This window comes from Bacteroidota bacterium (assembly GCA_038746285.1).
Taxonomy (GTDB): domain Bacteria; phylum Bacteroidota; class Rhodothermia; order Rhodothermales; family JANQRZ01; genus JANQRZ01.
In genome coordinates, this window is the sequence record JBCDKT010000030.1 from 1 (window position 1) to 16,142 (window position 16,142).

Consider the following 16,142-nt stretch of genomic DNA (forward strand, 5'->3'; position numbering starts at 1 on the left):
GGATAGTGTCTCACCTACACGAGGTCGTCCCCGCGTAGGCGGGGACCCATGCACCCCCCTACGTGAAGCGCCGCCGCCTGATGGATGCCCGCCTGCGCGGGCATGACATGAGAGTGAGGCAACAATCCTCAGAGGTGGTATTAGTCTGGACCAGCGAGTGGTCATGGAAGAGACCTCGGGGTCTGATGGGTCCGAACGCCGGGTGTGGTACCCGGCGGCCTTCTCAACCGGTACCTGTCATGCTAGCACGTCTCTCCCACCTCGCTGCCCTCCTCGCCCTCCTCACGCTCAGCGCCTGCGACAGCGCAAGCGACGAGCCGGCGGAGCGCTTCCCCCTCGACCTTGCTACCGACGACGCCCTCGGAAGCATCCTCACCGACGAGGCGGGGCGCACGCTCTACGTCTTCGCTGGCGACGCCGACGGCCTCGGGGCCTGCGCCGGCGGCTGCCTGGACGCCTGGCCCGTCTTCTTTGCCGAGGACCTGCGCCTCGCAAGCGGCCTCGACCCAGCCGACGTGGACCAGATCACGCGCGCCGATGGGCTCCGTCAGACGACCTACAAGGGCTGGCCGCTCTACTACTACGCTCCCGCCGGCGACGGCCAGGTCGAGGCCCCGGGCAGCGTGCAGGGCGACGGCGTCGGCGAGGTGTGGTTCGTCGCCAAGCCGGACTACGCTGTCCTCCTCGTCCGCGGCCAGCTCGTCGGCGCCGACGGCACGGCCTACACCGAGGACCTCGCTGAAGGCACCGGCCTGACGCGCTACTTCACCGACGACCGGGGCCGCACGCTCTACCGCTTCGGGGCCGACCGGGACGGCGAGAACACCTTCACCGCGCCGGACTTCAGCAACGACGCCGCCTGGCCGGTCTACGCCGGCAACGGGGCTGCCCCAAGCACGGCCGGCCGCAGCGACTTCGGCACGATCAGCGTCGGCGGGCGGACGCAGCTCACCTACAAGGGCTGGCCGCTCTACTTCTTCGGCGGCGACGAGGGCCGCGGCGACACGCGCGGCGTGAGCCAGCCCAACCCCGGCACCTTCCTCGTGGTGAACGAGGCGACCGCGCCCGCACCGCCTTCGAGCGGTGGCTCGGACGATGGGCCGGGCGACGACGACCCGAACGGCGGAGGCGGATACTAACCGGTACCCGCTCGCAGGCTGCGGCGGAAGCTCAGTCCCAGCAACGCGCGGCACGCCGGAGACTGGTCACGCTCGGCGTGCCGCGTGCTGTGTAGTATGTGCCCCCACTCACCCGATCCCCACTGGCGCGATCTGTGTCCGACGAACCCCATTTCGCAGCGCTCTGCCGGCGGCTCCGGGCCTCGGACCGCGAGGCGTTCGCCGAGGTGTTCCGTGCGCTCCGGGAGCCGCTGCTGCGCTATGTAGCTCGCTTCACCGGCGACGCGCCCCTCGCCCACGACCTCGTCCAGGACGTCTTCGTCATGCTGTGGGAGATGCGTACCACACTCGACCCCGAGCAGACGCTCCGGGGGCTTCTCTACCGGATGGCGCGCAACCGAGCGCTCAACCACAAGCGCGCCCGCCGGACCCGGCAGCGCAAGCACGACGAAATCCGGCACATGGCCGAGCCTACGGTCTCCCCCGCTCAACGCCTCGACGCCGACCGGCTCCGGGTCCGGCTGGGCCGCTGGCTCGGCGACCTGCCGGAGCGCCAGCGGGAGGCGCTCTCGCTGACGCGGTTCGAGGGCCTCAGCCACCGCGAAGCGGCCGAGGCGATGGGCGTCGCGCCGCGCACCGTGAACAACCACATCGTCCGCGCCCTCGGTACGCTCCAGGCGCGGCTCGACGCCTTCGAAGACGAAACCCCGGCATGAGCTTCTTTGTCCGACCAGACCTACCTGTTATGTCTGACCTTCCTCCCGATCTCCTCTCAGCTTACGACGGACAGCCCGACGAGGCCGCCCGCGCCGCCCGCCTCTGGGACACGCTCGGCGACAGTCCGGCGGCCGGCGGCCTCCTCGACGGCGTTCCATCGACCGACGAGGCCCTGGCCGACCTGGAGCGCCGCATCGCTCGCTCCGGTTCAGGTGCCGCGTCCCGGCGCGCGGCCGACCGCGACGCCGTACCCCGCCCTGGCCGGATCGTCCGGTGGGCCTCGGTCGCCAGCGTCCTCGCCGCCTGCCTGATGGTGAGCGCGTGGTGGCTGCAGCGGCCTGTCGTCGCGGAGGCCGCACCGGGGGAGCGGGTCAGCGTAGCGCTCCCGGACGGCTCCCGCGTCGAGCTGAGCGGCGGCTCCGAGATAGCCTACCGCAGCGGGTTCCGGGCCTGGTTCTTCCGGCCGGACGCAGCGCGCCGCGTCGAACTTCGCGGCGAGGCCTTTTTTGCCGTCGAGACCGCGCCGCGCCCGTTCGTCGTGGAGACGTTCAGCGCCTCGGTGACCGTCCTCGGGACGCGCTTCGGCGTCCGCGCCTTCGCGGACGACCCGGGGCCGGCGACGCGCGTGATGCTGGAGGAGGGGAGCGTCCGGGTGGCGACGCGTGACGGGGCTGCTCCGGTCGTGCTCCGGCCAGGCGAGGCGACGGCGGTCGCCGCCGGCGCTGCGCCGGCGGCACCGGCAGCGGTCGCGCTCAACCAAGCGCTCGCGTGGCGGAGCGGCGGCTTCGCCGTCGAGGACGAGCCGCTGGCCGTGGTCCTCCGCGAGATCGAGCGTCGCTACGGCGTGGAGGTCCAGGCCGCCGAGGGCGTACCGCTCGACCGGCCGCTGACGTTCTACGTCGGCGAGCGCAGTGTCGAGGCGCTCCTGAGCGACATCGCGCTTGCGGCGGGCCTGCGCGTGGAGCGCCTTCAGGGTGGCTACCGCTTCCTCCGGGACACGACGCAGGCGCGATGAGCCCGTCTCGACGGTTGTTGCTCCTCCTCTTCGTGGTCTGCGCCGGCACGGCCGCCGCACAGCCGAGCTACGACCTGACCGTGCGCGGGGCTACGCTCCAGGACGCACTCGCCGAGGTCGTCCGCCTGACCGGCATCGAGCTGGTCTACCCCTCCGACCTCGCGCCGGAGCAGCGCGTGTTCTGCGCGCACCGCGCCGGCTCGGTCGAGACGCTCCTCCAGTGCATCCTCGACGGGACCGGCCTCGACTATGTCCGCTCCTCGACCGGGGCCTACGTCCTCATCGAAGCCGTCGTCGCGGAGCCGCTGCCGGGGCGGCTGGCCGGGCGCGTGGTGGACGCGGAGACCGGCGAACCGCTCCCCTTCGCGCACGTCCTCCTCACCGACGCCTCGACCGCGACGGCGGCTGACACCGACGGCCTCTTCGCGTTCGCTGACCTGCGACCCGGCCGCTACCAGGTCGTGGCGACGCACGTAGCCTACCGCGCCTCGGCACCGCGCCCGGTCTGGATCGAGCCGGGGACGGCGGAGCGGCTCGAGATCGCGCTCGACGGGCGGGGGGCCGAGGCGGAACCGGTCGTCGTGGACGGGCTGGCGCAGCGCCTGCCGTCGGCGCTGCTGGGCCTCGGCGCGGCGGAGCCGGCCGAGGCAACCCCCTACGCCACCGCGTCGGCCGACGTGATGGCGGGGGCGCGGCGCGTCCTCGGCGTGTCGGCGACTCCCGCCCTCGCCGACCTTCACGTCCAGGGCGGCAGCCCGACCGAGCACGTCGTTCGCCTCGACGGTGTGCCGGTGCGCGACCCCGTCGTGCTCGGCCGCCACCTCGGCGCGTTCAGCCCGCTCGCGCTCGGGCGCATGACGGTCCAGAAGGCCGGCTTCGGGACGGCCGCCGGCAGCCAACTCACCGGGGCCGTCGACTTCGCGCACCGGCTCGGGAGCGACCGTTCCGGTGCCGAAGTTCTCCTCGACCCGGTCGGCGTCAACGTCCGGCTCAGCGGTCCGCTCGGCGCGCGCGGCGGCCAAGCGATGGCGGCCGTCCGGCACAGCGCGTGGAGCGCTGTCGAGGACCCCGGCGTGCGCCGCCTCCTCGACGCCTGGGGCCGCGCCGACCCCGTCTTCACCGGCCTCTGGCTGGAAAGGCCGGTCTCGGCCGATGCGCTCGCGCCCGCCCTGTACCGCCCAGACGTGTCGTTTACCGACCTCCACGCCGCCGCCCGCTTCCGGCCCTCGCCCTACGCCACGCTCCACGCCTCGGCCTACTACGCCCGCAACCAGGTGGACGCCGACCGCACCGCCACGCTCGCCTCGACCGGTGAGCCGGACCGCCTCCTCGCCTTCCGCGACGCCTACGACTGGCTCAACGGCACGGGGCAGGTCCGCTACCGCCACCTCGTCGGCGCACGCGGCGTGGTCGGCGTGCAGGCGCGCGCGGCGCACCACGACTCTGGCTACGCCTACCGCTTCGGGCAGGCCGAGCGCTCGGGCACACCCGGCGAGGACGCGGCCCTCCTCGGGCGCATCGGCGACGGGCGCGGCGGGGACGCGGCCCACGCGCTGACCGAACTCGCGCTCGACGCCGACGGCACCTTCAGCCTGGAGCCGGGCACCGACCTCACTGCCGGGCTGGGCGTGGAGTACGCCCGCGCCCGCTTCCGGGCCGGGCACGACTTCATCGCGCCCCTCGCGCTCGACGCGGCGGCGTGGAGCCTCACCGGGCGCCTCGACGGGCAGGCGACGCTCGGGCTGCGGACGGTGCTCGAAGGGGGCGTGCGGCTGACCTTTCTCCCAGCCCGGCAGACGCTCTACGCTGAGCCGCGGGCGGCTGTCCGCTACGACGGGGCCGCACCGTTCGGGGCCTACGCGCTCCGCCTCGCGGGGGGCCTCTACCGGCAGTTCGTCAGCGGCTTCGCCTTCCGCAACCCCGGCCCGGCGGCGGTCGCGCCCGAGGTGCTGTTCTGGCTGCCCACGACGAGCGAGGCCCCGCCGCGCGCCCTCCACCTCGCCGCCGACGCCCTCGTGATGCCGGGCATGCGGTGGACGCTCCGCGCCGAAGCCTTCGCCCGCTGGGAGAGCCGGCTCCTCGCCCTCGACGCGCCGGCGCTGCAAGGCCCGGGCCCGGTTCGGGACGTAGCCACCGCCGTCGCTCCCGCAAGCGGCCGAACCCTCGGCGCAGGTCTCCGGCTCGAGTACGAGGGAGACCGGGTGCGGTCGAGCGCGAGCTACAGCGCGGAGCACGCCCGGCGCACTGTGCCCGGGCGCTACGACGGTCGGCGCGTGGCGACGCCGTGGACGGTCCCCCACCGCCTCGGCCTCGACGCCGACGTGCGGCTCGGACGCGGCCTCGGCGTGCGTGGCAGCGGGCAGGCGCTCCTCGGCCGCTCGTGGGGCTACCGCGGCGCGTACTACGACTACCTCCCAGCCGCCTCGGGCCTCGTCGCCGAAGAGTTCCGGGACACGCTCGGCGCGCCGGAGCAGGACAGGCTGCCGGCGGCGCTGCGGCTCGACCTCGGCGTCTACCTCGCCCGCCGCGTCGGGCCAGCCTGGGTTCGCCTGGACCTCGGCCTCCTCGACGCCCTCGACGGCGGCGACGTGTACGACTGGAGCCGGAGCACGCTCGGCGCGGGCGGGGTGCCCGTCGAGCGCGGGGTGCCGGGCCGCCGCTGGAGCGCCCAACTCCGGGTTCAGTTCTGAGCAGGAAACGGGGAGGTCAGCGCGTCGGTCGCGCCGGCGACTGGTCATCCGCTCGCGCCTGGGGTCTGGGGAGATAGACAGGGCCCTCCCCTCTGGCCGGTCTCGCCTCCCTCTCCCTACTCACCTCAACGCTATCTCCATGCGACACGCTACGCTGGTCCTCTTCGCGCTCGTCTGCGCCCTCACGCTCGGCCTCGCCGCCGGCCCGGCGCATGCTCAACTCTTCAGCGCCTACGCCGAGGGCGCGACCAACCCCAACGCCTGGCTGACCGACGTCACTGACGGCAGCTTCGCCGAGTTCGACAGCCCGTCCGCGAACGCCGTCGCCGACGACGAGGTCAACCGCCGGATCTACTACGTCATCGAAGGGGGCACCCTCTCCGACATGCGGCTCGCCTACCTCCCGGTCTCGGAGAGCGGGGACTTTCTGGACCCCGTCGGCATCGGGCTCATGTTCGACCAGGACGGGCTGCGGCTCAACCGGACCGTCGGGCTCGCCTTCGGCAACGGCGTCCTCTACGCGGCCAACTCAGGTCCGGGCAGCGGCGGTGCCCCGCGCGGTCTCTACCGGGTCGACCCTGGGAGCGGCGACGCGACGTTCCTCTTCGACCCCACGTTCCAGAACGAACCGGTCGTCTTCCGCGGTCTCGGCTTCAACGATGTCGACGGGTTGCTCTACGGCGTCAGCGCGCTCGGCGACGGGTCCTCGCTGTTCGCCGTCGACCTCGGCACGGGGAGCGTCACCGAAGTCGTCGACCTCGCCGAGGCGCCGGGCTCGTTCGAGGGCTTCGACGGGGTCGGCATCGGCGGCAACCGGGCCTACCTCACCTTCGGCCCGAGCGCGGTGAATATCCAGGTCTACAACCTCGGGACGGGGCTGTTCGAGAACCCGCTGCCGAACCCGCCGCGCGGCGAGAACGGGTCGGGCGGCGCGACCTACGCGTCGTTCCTCGGGCTGACCGGACTCACCTTTGAGGCCTCGGCTACAAGCCCGCTCACGGTCGCCCCCGGCGGCTCGGTCTCGTTCGACTTCACCGTCACGAACGCCACCGGCAGCAGCCTCTTCGGCGACTTCTTTTTCACGGCCCAGACGGCTAGCGGCACCACGGCGACCGAGGGCCGGATCGTCGCCGCCCGCACGCTGCCGGACGGGGCAACGGCGCAGGGGAGCTACACCCAGCGCGTCCCCGGCAACGCACCGCCGGGCACCTACACCTACCGGCTGCGGATCGGGACCTTCCCCACGACGACGGTTGCCGAGGAGGTCTTCACCGTGACTGTGACGGGGGCAGCCCGTGCGGGCGACGATGCGGCGTGGCTGGTCGAGGACGCGGCGCTGCACCTGCAGCAGACGGAAGCAGCGCCCACCGCTCGTTCGAGCGCCGTGGCAGTCCAGCTTAGGGCCTATCCCAACCCGTTCACCGGGCGCACCACGGTCGGCTTCACCGTGCCCGAGGCCGGGCCCGCCCGCGTCGCGGTCTTCGACGTGCTCGGCCGCGAGGTTGCTATGCTCGCTGACGGGCCGCTGGCAGCCGGTCAGCACGAGGTCGTGCTCGACGGGGCGGCGCTGCCGAGCGGGGTGTACGTCGTGCGCCTCACGACGGAGAGCCAGACGCTGACCCGGCGCGTGACGCTGATCCGCTAGACGCCCCGCGCCCTTCACACGCTCAACTCTCCTCCCCTGCACCCAATCTTCGGCTCACCATGCACCGCTCCACCTCCCCCTTCGTCCCTGCGCGCCGCTTCGCGCGCGTCTCCGCTCTGGTCCTCGCCTTCTTCGGGGGCGGCCTCCAGGCCCAGTCCATCTCCTTCGGCGATGCCGTCCCGTTCGGACAGACTGCGCCGGCCGCCTCGGATCTCCTCGCCGCCGACTTCGACCAAGACGGTGACCCCGACGTGGTCGCGGCGAGCTTCGACCCCGACGTGGACGAGACGGACCAGCGCGCCGCACTCTACGAAAACCGCGACCGCGGCACGTTTAGTTTCGAGGGCGTACTGCCCGCTACGGCTATTCCCAACGACCTCGAAGCGGGCGACTTCGACGGCGACGGCGACCTCGACCTGGCCGTCGTCAACGCTGAGAACGACGCGCTGACGATCTACGTCAACGACGGCAGCTTCGGCTTTGCTCTTACCCAGACGGTGCCGGCCGGGGCCAGCTTCGTCGGGGTGGTCAAGGCCGGCGACTTCGACGGCGACGGCGACCTCGATCTTGTCACCGACCGGATGGCGATCCACCTCAACGACGGCACGGGCCGCTTCGGGGCGGCGCAGCCCTTCGGGACCGTCGCGCCGAGCGCGCTCCTCGCCGGCGACCTCGACGGCGACGGCGACCTCGACATGCTCAGCCTCGACGTGTTCACGAGCACCATCACGCGCTTCGAGAACGACGGTCTCGGGCGCTTCACCGAGTCGCTCTTCTCCGACGCCGTGCGCGGCGTAGGCGACGGTGACCTCGCCGACCTCGACCGCGATGGCGACCTCGACATCGTCGTGAGCAGCCAGACCGTGGAGGACGTCGTGGGCACGTTCGAGAACCTCGGCGGCGGAGCCTTCGGTCCGTTCGAGGTGGTCTTCGACGCCGCAGCCGTCCAAGCCCCGGACGACCTGCGCGCCGTGGACCTCGACGGCGACGGCGACCCGGACCTCGTCGGCACGAGCCGGATCGACGGCGACATCGGGCCGTTCTTCGCCGAGAACACCGGCGGCGCTTTCGGTCCGGTTGAGGGCTTCGGTCTGCGTCTCGGCGGCGGCGTCCTCGAGGTGGCCGACCTGGACAGCGACGGAGCCCTAGATGTGGCCGTAGCGGCTGGGGGTACGCTGACCTGGTACCGCAACCGCACCGGCGACGCCGTCAGCCTCCTCGCCGGTCCGGGCGAGACCATCGTCGTGGCCCCGGGCGGCTCGTTCGAGGTCGGCTTCGAGATCCGAAACAACACCGGCAGCGCCCTCGCCGGCGACCTCTTCTTCAGCGCCGCGACCTTCCCCGGCGGCGTCGTGCTCGGCCAGGGGCTCGTCACCTCCGGCACCGTCTCGGGCGGGCAGACCGCCACCGGCAGCTACACCCAGAGCGTCCCGACGTCGACGCCGACCGGAGGCTACACCTACACGGTGGCGGTCGGGACTTTTCCCGGTCAGGCTGTCGATGCCGTAGACCTGCGCGTCATCGTCTCCGACCGAGGTCGGGAGAGCGCCGGGATCGAAGGGACGATGTCGGCGGCGTGGATCGCCACGGGTGCCTCGCCGTGGGTGGTGGTGGAGGACGCCCCGGAAGCAGCGGCTGGGCCGGAAGCGGCGGCTGGGCCGGACGCGCAGGTTGAGGCGACGGCGTCGATTTCGGCCTACCCCAACCCGTTCGCCCGCGCTACGGAGATTGGGTTCGCGCTCGACGAGGTAGCCGAGGTCGTGCTCGCCATCTTCGACGTGCGCGGCCGCGAGGTCGCCCGCCTCGCCGACGGGCCGTTTGAGGCCGGCGACCACCGCGTGCGGTTCGAGGCGGCGGGCCTCCCGAGCGGGGTCTACCTCTACCGCCTGAAGGCCGGCTCCCGCGTCGAGACAGGGCGGCTCACGCTCGTCCGCTAGCGGCGTCTTCGGTCGAAGCCCGCGCAGGCGGATAGGAGGGGAGCACCTTCCTGTCCGCCCGCGTGCGTTTGAGAGGCGCTGCGAGGGGCTACCGAATCAGCAGCACCTTGCCCTGCCGCTCGACCACGCCCGCGGCATCCTCGACCGTCAGTCGCCACAGGTACACCCCGCTCGCCAGGCGCGGCGGTGCCCAGTCCGCCTCGTGCCGACCTGCCACCTGCCGTTCGTCGACGACCTCGCCCACGCGGCGGCCGAGCACGTCGTAGACCCTGAGCGAGACCTCGCTCGGGCGCGGGAGTTCGTAGGCGAACGTGGTCTGTCCTCGGAACGGGTTGGGGTAGACCCCGCCGAGCCGGAAGGCGGCCGGCGCGGCGACCTCCAGGCGAACGGTGTGCGTCCAGGTTTGGCTGTCTACTGTGGTGACGGTGAAGCGGAGCGCAGCGGGCGTGCCGACGGGGGCGTGGGGTAGCACGTCAAAGGAGAAGGCGGCGCGGGCCTCGGCCCCGGGCGCGACGGCGTCGAGGACGACCTCGGCCGGGGTGACGGCGAGCCAGTCGGGGGCCTCGGCGAGGGCGACGCTGAGGGCTGTGGCACCGTGCTCCTCAGCGATGTTGGCAACCGTAAGGGCGAGCGTGTTGCCTTCGGCAGCAAAGGGAACGCGGTGCGCCGTCTCTGACTCTTGCGCCAGTGCAGGAATAGCAGCAAACAGAGTGATGAGAAGGACGGTACGCATAGCCAGATTGAAGCAGTTGGAGATCAGTTTAGAACCTTTGATGGATGACGATTTCGCCTGCCGAACGTGCTCGCTGGAAGAGTCCTTGTAAGGCTGGCACTATGTCTTCCATGCGATTCTGCACCCACGGCTCACACCCTTCAGGTTCGTACTGCGGAGCGAGTCTCAGCACTCGCCAAACACGGCGTTCAAGCTCCTGCCCGTCTATCGCTTCAAGCGCGCTGCAGATGGCATCGAGGTCTGAGCCGAGGCTGTACCGCAGCAGACGGTCGCCTTCCCACTTCGGAAGTCGCGCTCCGAACGCCGCCCAGGCGAGCGGGTCCGCAAACTCGTCCGTGATGAACAGGCTGGAGTGGTGTTCGTGAGCAGTCTCGGTGAGTACGTCGAGTACGAGCCCGTAGCTCCTCCAGAGGCGTATTTCAGGGGACGTGGGGTCCAAATCTTCTCTTTCCCCTGCGTCAGGATCGTAGGGAACCAGTTCGAAATCTAGGTACTCCGCAAAGTCGCTCAAGGAAGCTCGCCGCGAGAGCACGTCTACCGCAGGTTCAAGAGGCACCCGGATGACTGAGACGCTTATACCCATGTCCGCTGCTAATTTTCAGGCTGTGGCAGTCTAGTACATTCGATGGATGACGACTTCCCCTGCCGACCGCGCTCGTCTGTAGAACTCGGGCATAGCCGGCAGCACTTTTCTTACGCGGCTCTGCGCCCATGGCCCGATTCCCCTTCCATACCCCGGCGCGACCTTGAGCAGGCGCCGGATGCGGCGCTCTATCTCCGTCTCGTCTATCGTTCCAAGCGCGTCGCAGATAGCGTCGAGGTCCGAGCCGAGGCTGTACCGCAGCAGGGGGTCCTCCTCCCACTTCGGGAGCCGCGCCCCGAACGCTGCCCAGGCGAGCGGGTCCGCGAACTCCTCCGTGAGGAAGAGGCTAGAGTGGTGCTCGTGAGCGGTCTCGGTGAGTACGTCGAGCGTGAGCCTATACGCTTTCATGAGGTCTAGTCCAAGAGACTCGGGGTCCGGAGCGTCTCTCCTCTCTTCCTCAGGGTCGTAAGGCATCAGTTCGGTCTCGAGGTACTCGGCGAAGTCGTTGAACGACGTCCGCTGCGAGAGCATGTCCACGGCAGGCTCAAGGGGCACCCGGAGGAGGACGACGCTTATACCCATGTTTGCTATTGGTCTATGTCAGGTGTGCAGGATACAACGAATGGATGTTCCCAGTCCATCACGAAGTCCTTGATCCAGCTCTGCACATCCGCCTTCGGTCCTATCAGGTCACCGCTGAGGTAGAAATCGCTCCCATCCCGAGTTACTCTAAGATGCATGACGTTGATGCCCCGCCTAGCCGCCTCACTCGGAAGGTTGCCTGAGCGATAGTTGCTCCCGAGCCACTCGATCCTTGGATTTTGGGAGTTGGTTGCGATTATGTAGAGCGGGGCCCCGGGCATAACTCCCCCTTCTGCGGTGTAACTGCGAGCCAGGTCATCCATATGCGACCTATACTGACTACCCTTAATGACATCACGCCGCATCTCGTTGAACTTCACTTCTAGGATCGACGTCACGTAGCCAGGGATGATAGGCCAGCCAGGCTTCGTTACGTCTCGGAGGCCGTTGAGCCAGCCGTCCACTGGGCGTACAGTAGGTCCAGGACCCGGACTGTACTCTATGCCAATCGGATGGCCCTGCGTTGCCGCATTTAGTGAGGCACGCACGCTAGCCTGGAAGTACATCCCCAGTTCAGAGGGCAACTGACCAGGGCAGGTGTCCCGAATCAACTGCTCGACTTCCGCCTTGGTCGCTGGGTCGTGCTCGAAGGCAAGCGCCCCTCCGCAGCCAACTCTGCCGAGACCGGGAGCTGTGTGGGCCGGCCTCCCTTGTGCCGCTTGCACCTCGAACTCAGCCTCTCCCCAAAGCCCCTCGTTGACGAATGCCGAGGCAGCTACGCGGGCAGAGTCACAGGAAATGCTATCTGCCATGAACTGCACTTGACCATCCCGCAGCTCTCCGTAAGGGACGACGAAGGCGGCACCTCGCAGTCCATCATACTTCAGGCTTCCCTGATCCAGCGAGGAGATGGCTACGAGCACTTGCGTCGTATCTGGCAGCGTCCCAGGACCGCACCCCGTCTTCTGGTACCTCCCGAACACCCGAGCGGAATCGCCCGCCGCGATATCCCAGGGACTCACGGTTACTATGAGCGTGTCTGATGCCGGTGGCGGCCCGCTCCCTCGGACCACCACCTGCGCCTCGCCGCCGACGCCCCCTCCGCTCGCAAACACGCTTACTAACTCATCACACGCAGGGCCGCTCGCCAACGCCGCTTCTTTCGTATCGAAGTAGAGCCGCCCGCCGCCTCGGTCCCCGTACTCGAGCACGCGCGGCGAGCCGACGTGACCAGCTACGATGTCGTGCAATTGCCCATACGGAGACGACACCGTGTACGTGATCTCCGTCGAGTCCGCGAGCGGGGCCTGCTCACCGGAGCTGTAGACGGCGAGTGTCTGGAACGAGGCCGCCTCTCGCCCCGACTCCTGGAATGCGATCGTGTCGCGGTCAGCGGTGAGTTGGAGTGCGTCCGGCGGGTCGGCCTCGAAGCGGCCTCGCGCCGTGAGACCGGTGTACGGATACGTGTACCCTTCCAGGCACCAGCACCGGTTCGTCCACCGGAAGCCGCAACCGATGTCGTACGTGTGCTTCGCCGTCGGCGACAGACCAGCGTTTACGTCCACCTCATCGCCGCGCGCGAACCAGAGCGAGTCGACCACCTCGTCGGCATCGACCCGGACTCGGAGCAGATCGCCGGATGCTGAGTAGTTGCGGTGGTAGTACTCGACCTCGCTGCACACGCCGCGGAGGTACTCGTCGCTGAAGCTGAATCCGCTCGTCACGGAGGTGCTGTGCACGTCACCATCCGATGTTGCTACGGAAAAGGTGCCCCCGAGCGGCTCTCCGGTGCTCGACGCGCCCTGCCCGTAGAAGACGTACTCGCCCTTGCCGCGCGGCTGGTAGTCGTACTGTCCCCTCGCCGCCGCCTCGGGCGCGATCTCGACGCGCTCTTCGATGGCGACTTGTGCCTGCGCTGCCGGCACGAACGAGAGGGTGGCGCAGACCAAGAAGAGCAGGGCAGAGCAGAGACGCATCCGGGCGTGGGTCCGCGTTAGGAGCAGGGGACCGACACGACACAACAGGCAGCTTTCCTTCTGCAACTAGCCCTCTAAAAAATTAGCGACTCGTCACCCAAATAGCACTGCCGGGTGAGGCGAACCCGACCCGGCAGTGCTGTTGTGCGTGATGGAGGCTGGGCTAGTTCGAGCCCATCGCGTCCTTCATCGTCTCATGCTCGGACTCGGCGAGGTCCGAGACGTCGTAGCTCGGCGGGTCGCCGCCGGGTCCCATGAGGTAGTGGTCGAACCACCGCATCGCGCGCAGGGTGTAGTCGAAGCGCGCCGTCGCGTTGCGGTTGCCGTGGCCCTCGCCGGGGTAGAACACGAGCCGGACCGGGGCCTCCCCGTGCAGCTTGAGGTGGCGGTAGAGCTCCATCGACTGCGTCGGGTGGACGCGCGGGTCGTCGGCCCCGTGCATGATCAGGAGCGGGGTCCGGCCCTGCTCGGCGTAGTAGATCGGGCTGCGCTCGAGGAAGAACTGCCAGTCGTCCCACGGGCGCTTGCGGGCGTGGACGAGAAACTCCTCGTTCGGGATGTCGGTCGTGCCGACCTTCGAGACCTTGTTCGAGATGCCGACGAACATGACGCCGGCGGCGAAGCGCTCCGAGTAGCGGGTCGCCATCCAGCCGGTCGCGTAGCCGCCGTACGAGCCGCCCGTCACGCCGACCTTGCTCTCGTCCACGATCCCCTCGGCGATGAGGTGGTCCACGCCGTCGACGATGTCGTCGAACTCGGCCCCGGCGGGGTCGGCCTGGCCGGCCTTCGAGAAGGCCACGCCGCGCCCGGTCGAGCCGCGGTAGTTAGGGTAAAAGACGGCGTAGCCCTTCGCGGCGGCCATCTGGCCCGGCAGCGAGTAGGCCGTCAGCCAGTTGTTGCGGTAGTGCGCCTCGGGCCCGCCGTGGACGACAGTGATGAGCGGGACACGGTCGCCGTCGCCGTGGCCGAGCGCGTGGATGAGCAGGCCCTCGATCTCCATCCCGTCGCGGGCCTCGTAGGTGATGACCTCCTGCCGGGCGAGACGCTTGCCGGCCAGCCACGGGTTCGACTCCGTGACGCGCTCGACCTCGCCGCCGGTCACGACGTGGAGTTCGGTCGGATACGTCGGGCTACTCGCAGCGAAGGCCATGACCTCGCCGTCGTCGGAGGCAGCGAAGCCCGTGAAGACGGCCTCGCCGAAGGGAAGCAGCTCGACTTCCAGGCTCCCGTCCCGGTCGACGCGCCGAATGGCTGTCTCGACGCCCTGGTCGGCAGAGTAGCGGATCGTCTCGGCGTCCTCCCACATCATGCCCGTGACGTGGCCCTCGAAGTTGGGGAGCACGTCGCGGAACCGCCCGGTCGAGGCGTCGGCCACCATCAGCCGCCCCTCCTTCGGGTCGTTGACGTCGGCGGCGGAGATCATCGCGAGGTGCTCGCCGCTCGGGCTCCACGCAACCGCCCCGAGCTTGCCGGGGTTCTCGACGCGGGCCACGACCTCGCCCGTCGCGGCGTCGAGGACGTGGACGCGCTTGCCCATGTACGAGTTGTCGACGTACGGGTCGGGCGCGATCGCGGCAGCGATGCGGGTGCCGTCGGCGCTCCAGTCGATGGTGTAGACCGTCCCCGGCACGTCCATCATCTGCGGCTCGGCGTCGGTGCCGAGGGTAGCGACGAACAGCTTGCGGTTGGGGGTCTCCTCCTCGTAGATGTCGGGCTGGTAGGGCAGCACCTCGCTTCTCTCCGCTGTCGGCTCGGCCGAGATGAAGGCGACGCGGCTCCCGTCGGGGCTCCACGCGGGCGAGCCGATGCCGCCGTCGAAGGCGAGCACCCGCGTCATCTCGCCCGTGAACGGGTCCATCGTGTAGAGCGCCGGGCGCGTGTCGTCGTTGTGGCGGGTGAGGAAGGAGACGCGCTCGCCGTCGGGCGTCCAGGTGAGGCTGCCGTGGGAGACGGCCCCGGTGCGGAGGCCGGTCGTCTGGCCGCTCTCGACGGAGTAGAGGTGGAGTTCGGAGTAGGGGCGGGCGTTGGCCTCGAACGGGTCGCGCTGCACGGTGACCGTGTAGGCGACCTGCTCGCCGTCGGGCGAGACGGCGACGGCACCGACTGTCTGGATGCGCGCCACGTCGAGCGGCGTCAGCACGTCGTCCGGCACGGGGTCCGCGCTCTGGGCGAGGGCAGCGGGCGCGGCGACGGCGAAGAGGAGCAGGAGCGCGCCGAGACAGGGCACGCGGCGGGCAAAGGCGGTAGGCATAGCCAAGTGAAGTCGAGTGGAAAGTCGGCGGAAAGTACGGGCGAGGCTACGATTCGGTCCGGCTGCGTGGGGGTCCCGCCCCTATCTTTGGATGCGCACTTGCTCCGCTGCCATGAAGCCACCCCTCGTTCCCGATGCGCTCGTCGAGCGCGCCGCGCGCCGGCTCAAGGTGCTCGGCCACCCGGTCCGGCTGCGCCTCCTCAACGCCCTCCGCGCCCACGGCGAGCTGAGCGTGCAGGAGCTGATGGACCTCACCGAGCAGCGGCAGGCGAACGCGAGTAAGCACCTCGGCCTCCTCGCCCGTGAGGGCATCGTGCGCCGCCGTAAGGAGGGGATCAACGCGTTCTACTCGATCGCCGACCCGAGCATCGCGGGCATCTACCTCCTCATCTCGAACCGCCTGAACGAGAAGGCGGCGGAGCCTGACGCCGCGCCCTGACCGACGCCGACGCTCGTGCCCAGGCCCTGCTCGCTCAGGGCGGGGAGGTCCACGCCCGCCTCTTCGTCGTCGCCGCTACGCGCCCTCCAGCAGCACCTCGACCTTCTGGACCAGCTCGCGCGTGCCGAAGGGCTTGGTCACGTAGTCGTCGGCCCCGAGCGCGAGGCCTTTGGTCACGTCTACGTCGCGGCCCTTGGCGGTCAGAAGAATGATCTTGGTGTTGGCGAACTCGGCGTGCTCGCGGACCGTCTGGCAGACCTCAAAGCCGCTCCGGCGCGGGAGCATCACGTCGAGCAGGACGAGGTCCGGGTAGACCGAGTGGACGGCCTCGAGCGCGGCCTCGCCGTCGCGGGCAATCGTGACCTCGTGCCCGGCCTGCTTCATCAGGAACTCCAGCGAGAGCACGATGCTCGGCTCGTCGTCTACGATCAGAACTTTGTGCGGCATGGAAGCAGG

General features: G+C 69.8%; 13 protein-coding genes. 7 read left to right on the top strand and 6 right to left on the bottom strand.

Annotated elements, in window-relative coordinates:
* Positions 1-239 precede the first annotated feature (239 nt).
* From AAGI91_10790 to AAGI91_10815, 6 genes are all read left to right on the top strand, one after another.
* On the top strand, positions 240-1,139 hold the full coding sequence (locus tag AAGI91_10790) for a hypothetical protein (GenBank protein ID MEM1043102.1): 900 nt from the start codon (positions 240-242) through the stop codon (positions 1,137-1,139).
* A 134-nt stretch (positions 1,140-1,273) separates the two neighbouring features.
* Positions 1,274-1,834, top strand: a complete 561-nt coding sequence (locus AAGI91_10795) for a sigma-70 family RNA polymerase sigma factor (GenBank protein MEM1043103.1) — start codon at positions 1,274-1,276, stop codon at positions 1,832-1,834.
* Positions 1,835-1,863: 29 nt separating this feature from the next.
* On the top strand, positions 1,864-2,850 hold the full coding sequence (locus tag AAGI91_10800) for a FecR domain-containing protein (protein MEM1043104.1): 987 nt from the start codon (positions 1,864-1,866) through the stop codon (positions 2,848-2,850).
* Positions 2,851-2,867: 17 nt separating this feature from the next.
* Complete coding sequence (locus tag AAGI91_10805) at positions 2,868-5,540, top strand: carboxypeptidase regulatory-like domain-containing protein (protein ID MEM1043105.1); 2,673 nt, start codon at positions 2,868-2,870, stop codon at positions 5,538-5,540.
* Positions 5,541-5,679: 139 nt separating this feature from the next.
* Positions 5,680-7,185 carry a T9SS type A sorting domain-containing protein gene (locus AAGI91_10810; protein ID MEM1043106.1) on the top strand — a complete coding sequence of 502 codons (1,506 nt, stop codon included), beginning with the start codon at positions 5,680-5,682 and terminating at the stop codon, positions 7,183-7,185.
* A gap of 59 nt (positions 7,186-7,244) precedes the next feature.
* Positions 7,245-9,122 (top strand): FG-GAP-like repeat-containing protein, encoded by a 1,878-nt coding sequence (locus AAGI91_10815; GenBank protein MEM1043107.1) that lies wholly within the window; start codon positions 7,245-7,247, stop codon positions 9,120-9,122.
* A gap of 88 nt (positions 9,123-9,210) precedes the next feature.
* On the opposite strand, the gene AAGI91_10820 is transcribed toward AAGI91_10815, so the two are convergent.
* The 5 genes from AAGI91_10820 to AAGI91_10840 form a co-directional block, all read right to left on the bottom strand.
* Positions 9,211-9,855, bottom strand: a complete 645-nt coding sequence (locus tag AAGI91_10820; GenBank protein ID MEM1043108.1) for a T9SS type A sorting domain-containing protein — start codon at positions 9,853-9,855, stop codon at positions 9,211-9,213.
* A 28-nt stretch (positions 9,856-9,883) separates the two neighbouring features.
* A complete protein-coding gene (locus tag AAGI91_10825) occupies positions 9,884-10,438 on the bottom strand; it encodes a hypothetical protein (protein ID MEM1043109.1) in 555 nt (184 codons plus the stop codon).
* 30 nt (positions 10,439-10,468) lie between these two features.
* The gene (locus AAGI91_10830) at positions 10,469-11,020 is read right to left on the bottom strand and encodes a hypothetical protein (protein MEM1043110.1); all 552 of its coding nucleotides are present in this window, start codon (positions 11,018-11,020) and stop codon (positions 10,469-10,471) included.
* 5 nt (positions 11,021-11,025) lie between these two features.
* Positions 11,026-12,996: a hypothetical protein gene (locus tag AAGI91_10835; protein MEM1043111.1), complete on the bottom strand. Its 1,971-nt coding sequence runs from the start codon at positions 12,994-12,996 to the stop codon at positions 11,026-11,028.
* Between the two features lie 163 nt (positions 12,997-13,159).
* Positions 13,160-15,247 (bottom strand): S9 family peptidase, encoded by a 2,088-nt coding sequence (locus AAGI91_10840; GenBank protein MEM1043112.1) that lies wholly within the window; start codon positions 15,245-15,247, stop codon positions 13,160-13,162.
* A gap of 112 nt (positions 15,248-15,359) precedes the next feature.
* Between AAGI91_10840 and AAGI91_10845 the strand changes: the two genes are divergently transcribed.
* A complete protein-coding gene (locus AAGI91_10845) occupies positions 15,360-15,686 on the top strand; it encodes a metalloregulator ArsR/SmtB family transcription factor (protein MEM1043113.1) in 327 nt (108 codons plus the stop codon).
* 75 nt (positions 15,687-15,761) lie between these two features.
* On the opposite strand, the gene AAGI91_10850 is transcribed toward AAGI91_10845, so the two are convergent.
* Positions 15,762-16,133, bottom strand: coding sequence for a response regulator (locus AAGI91_10850; GenBank protein ID MEM1043114.1), 372 nt, complete (start codon positions 16,131-16,133; stop codon positions 15,762-15,764).
* Positions 16,134-16,142 lie beyond the last annotated feature (9 nt).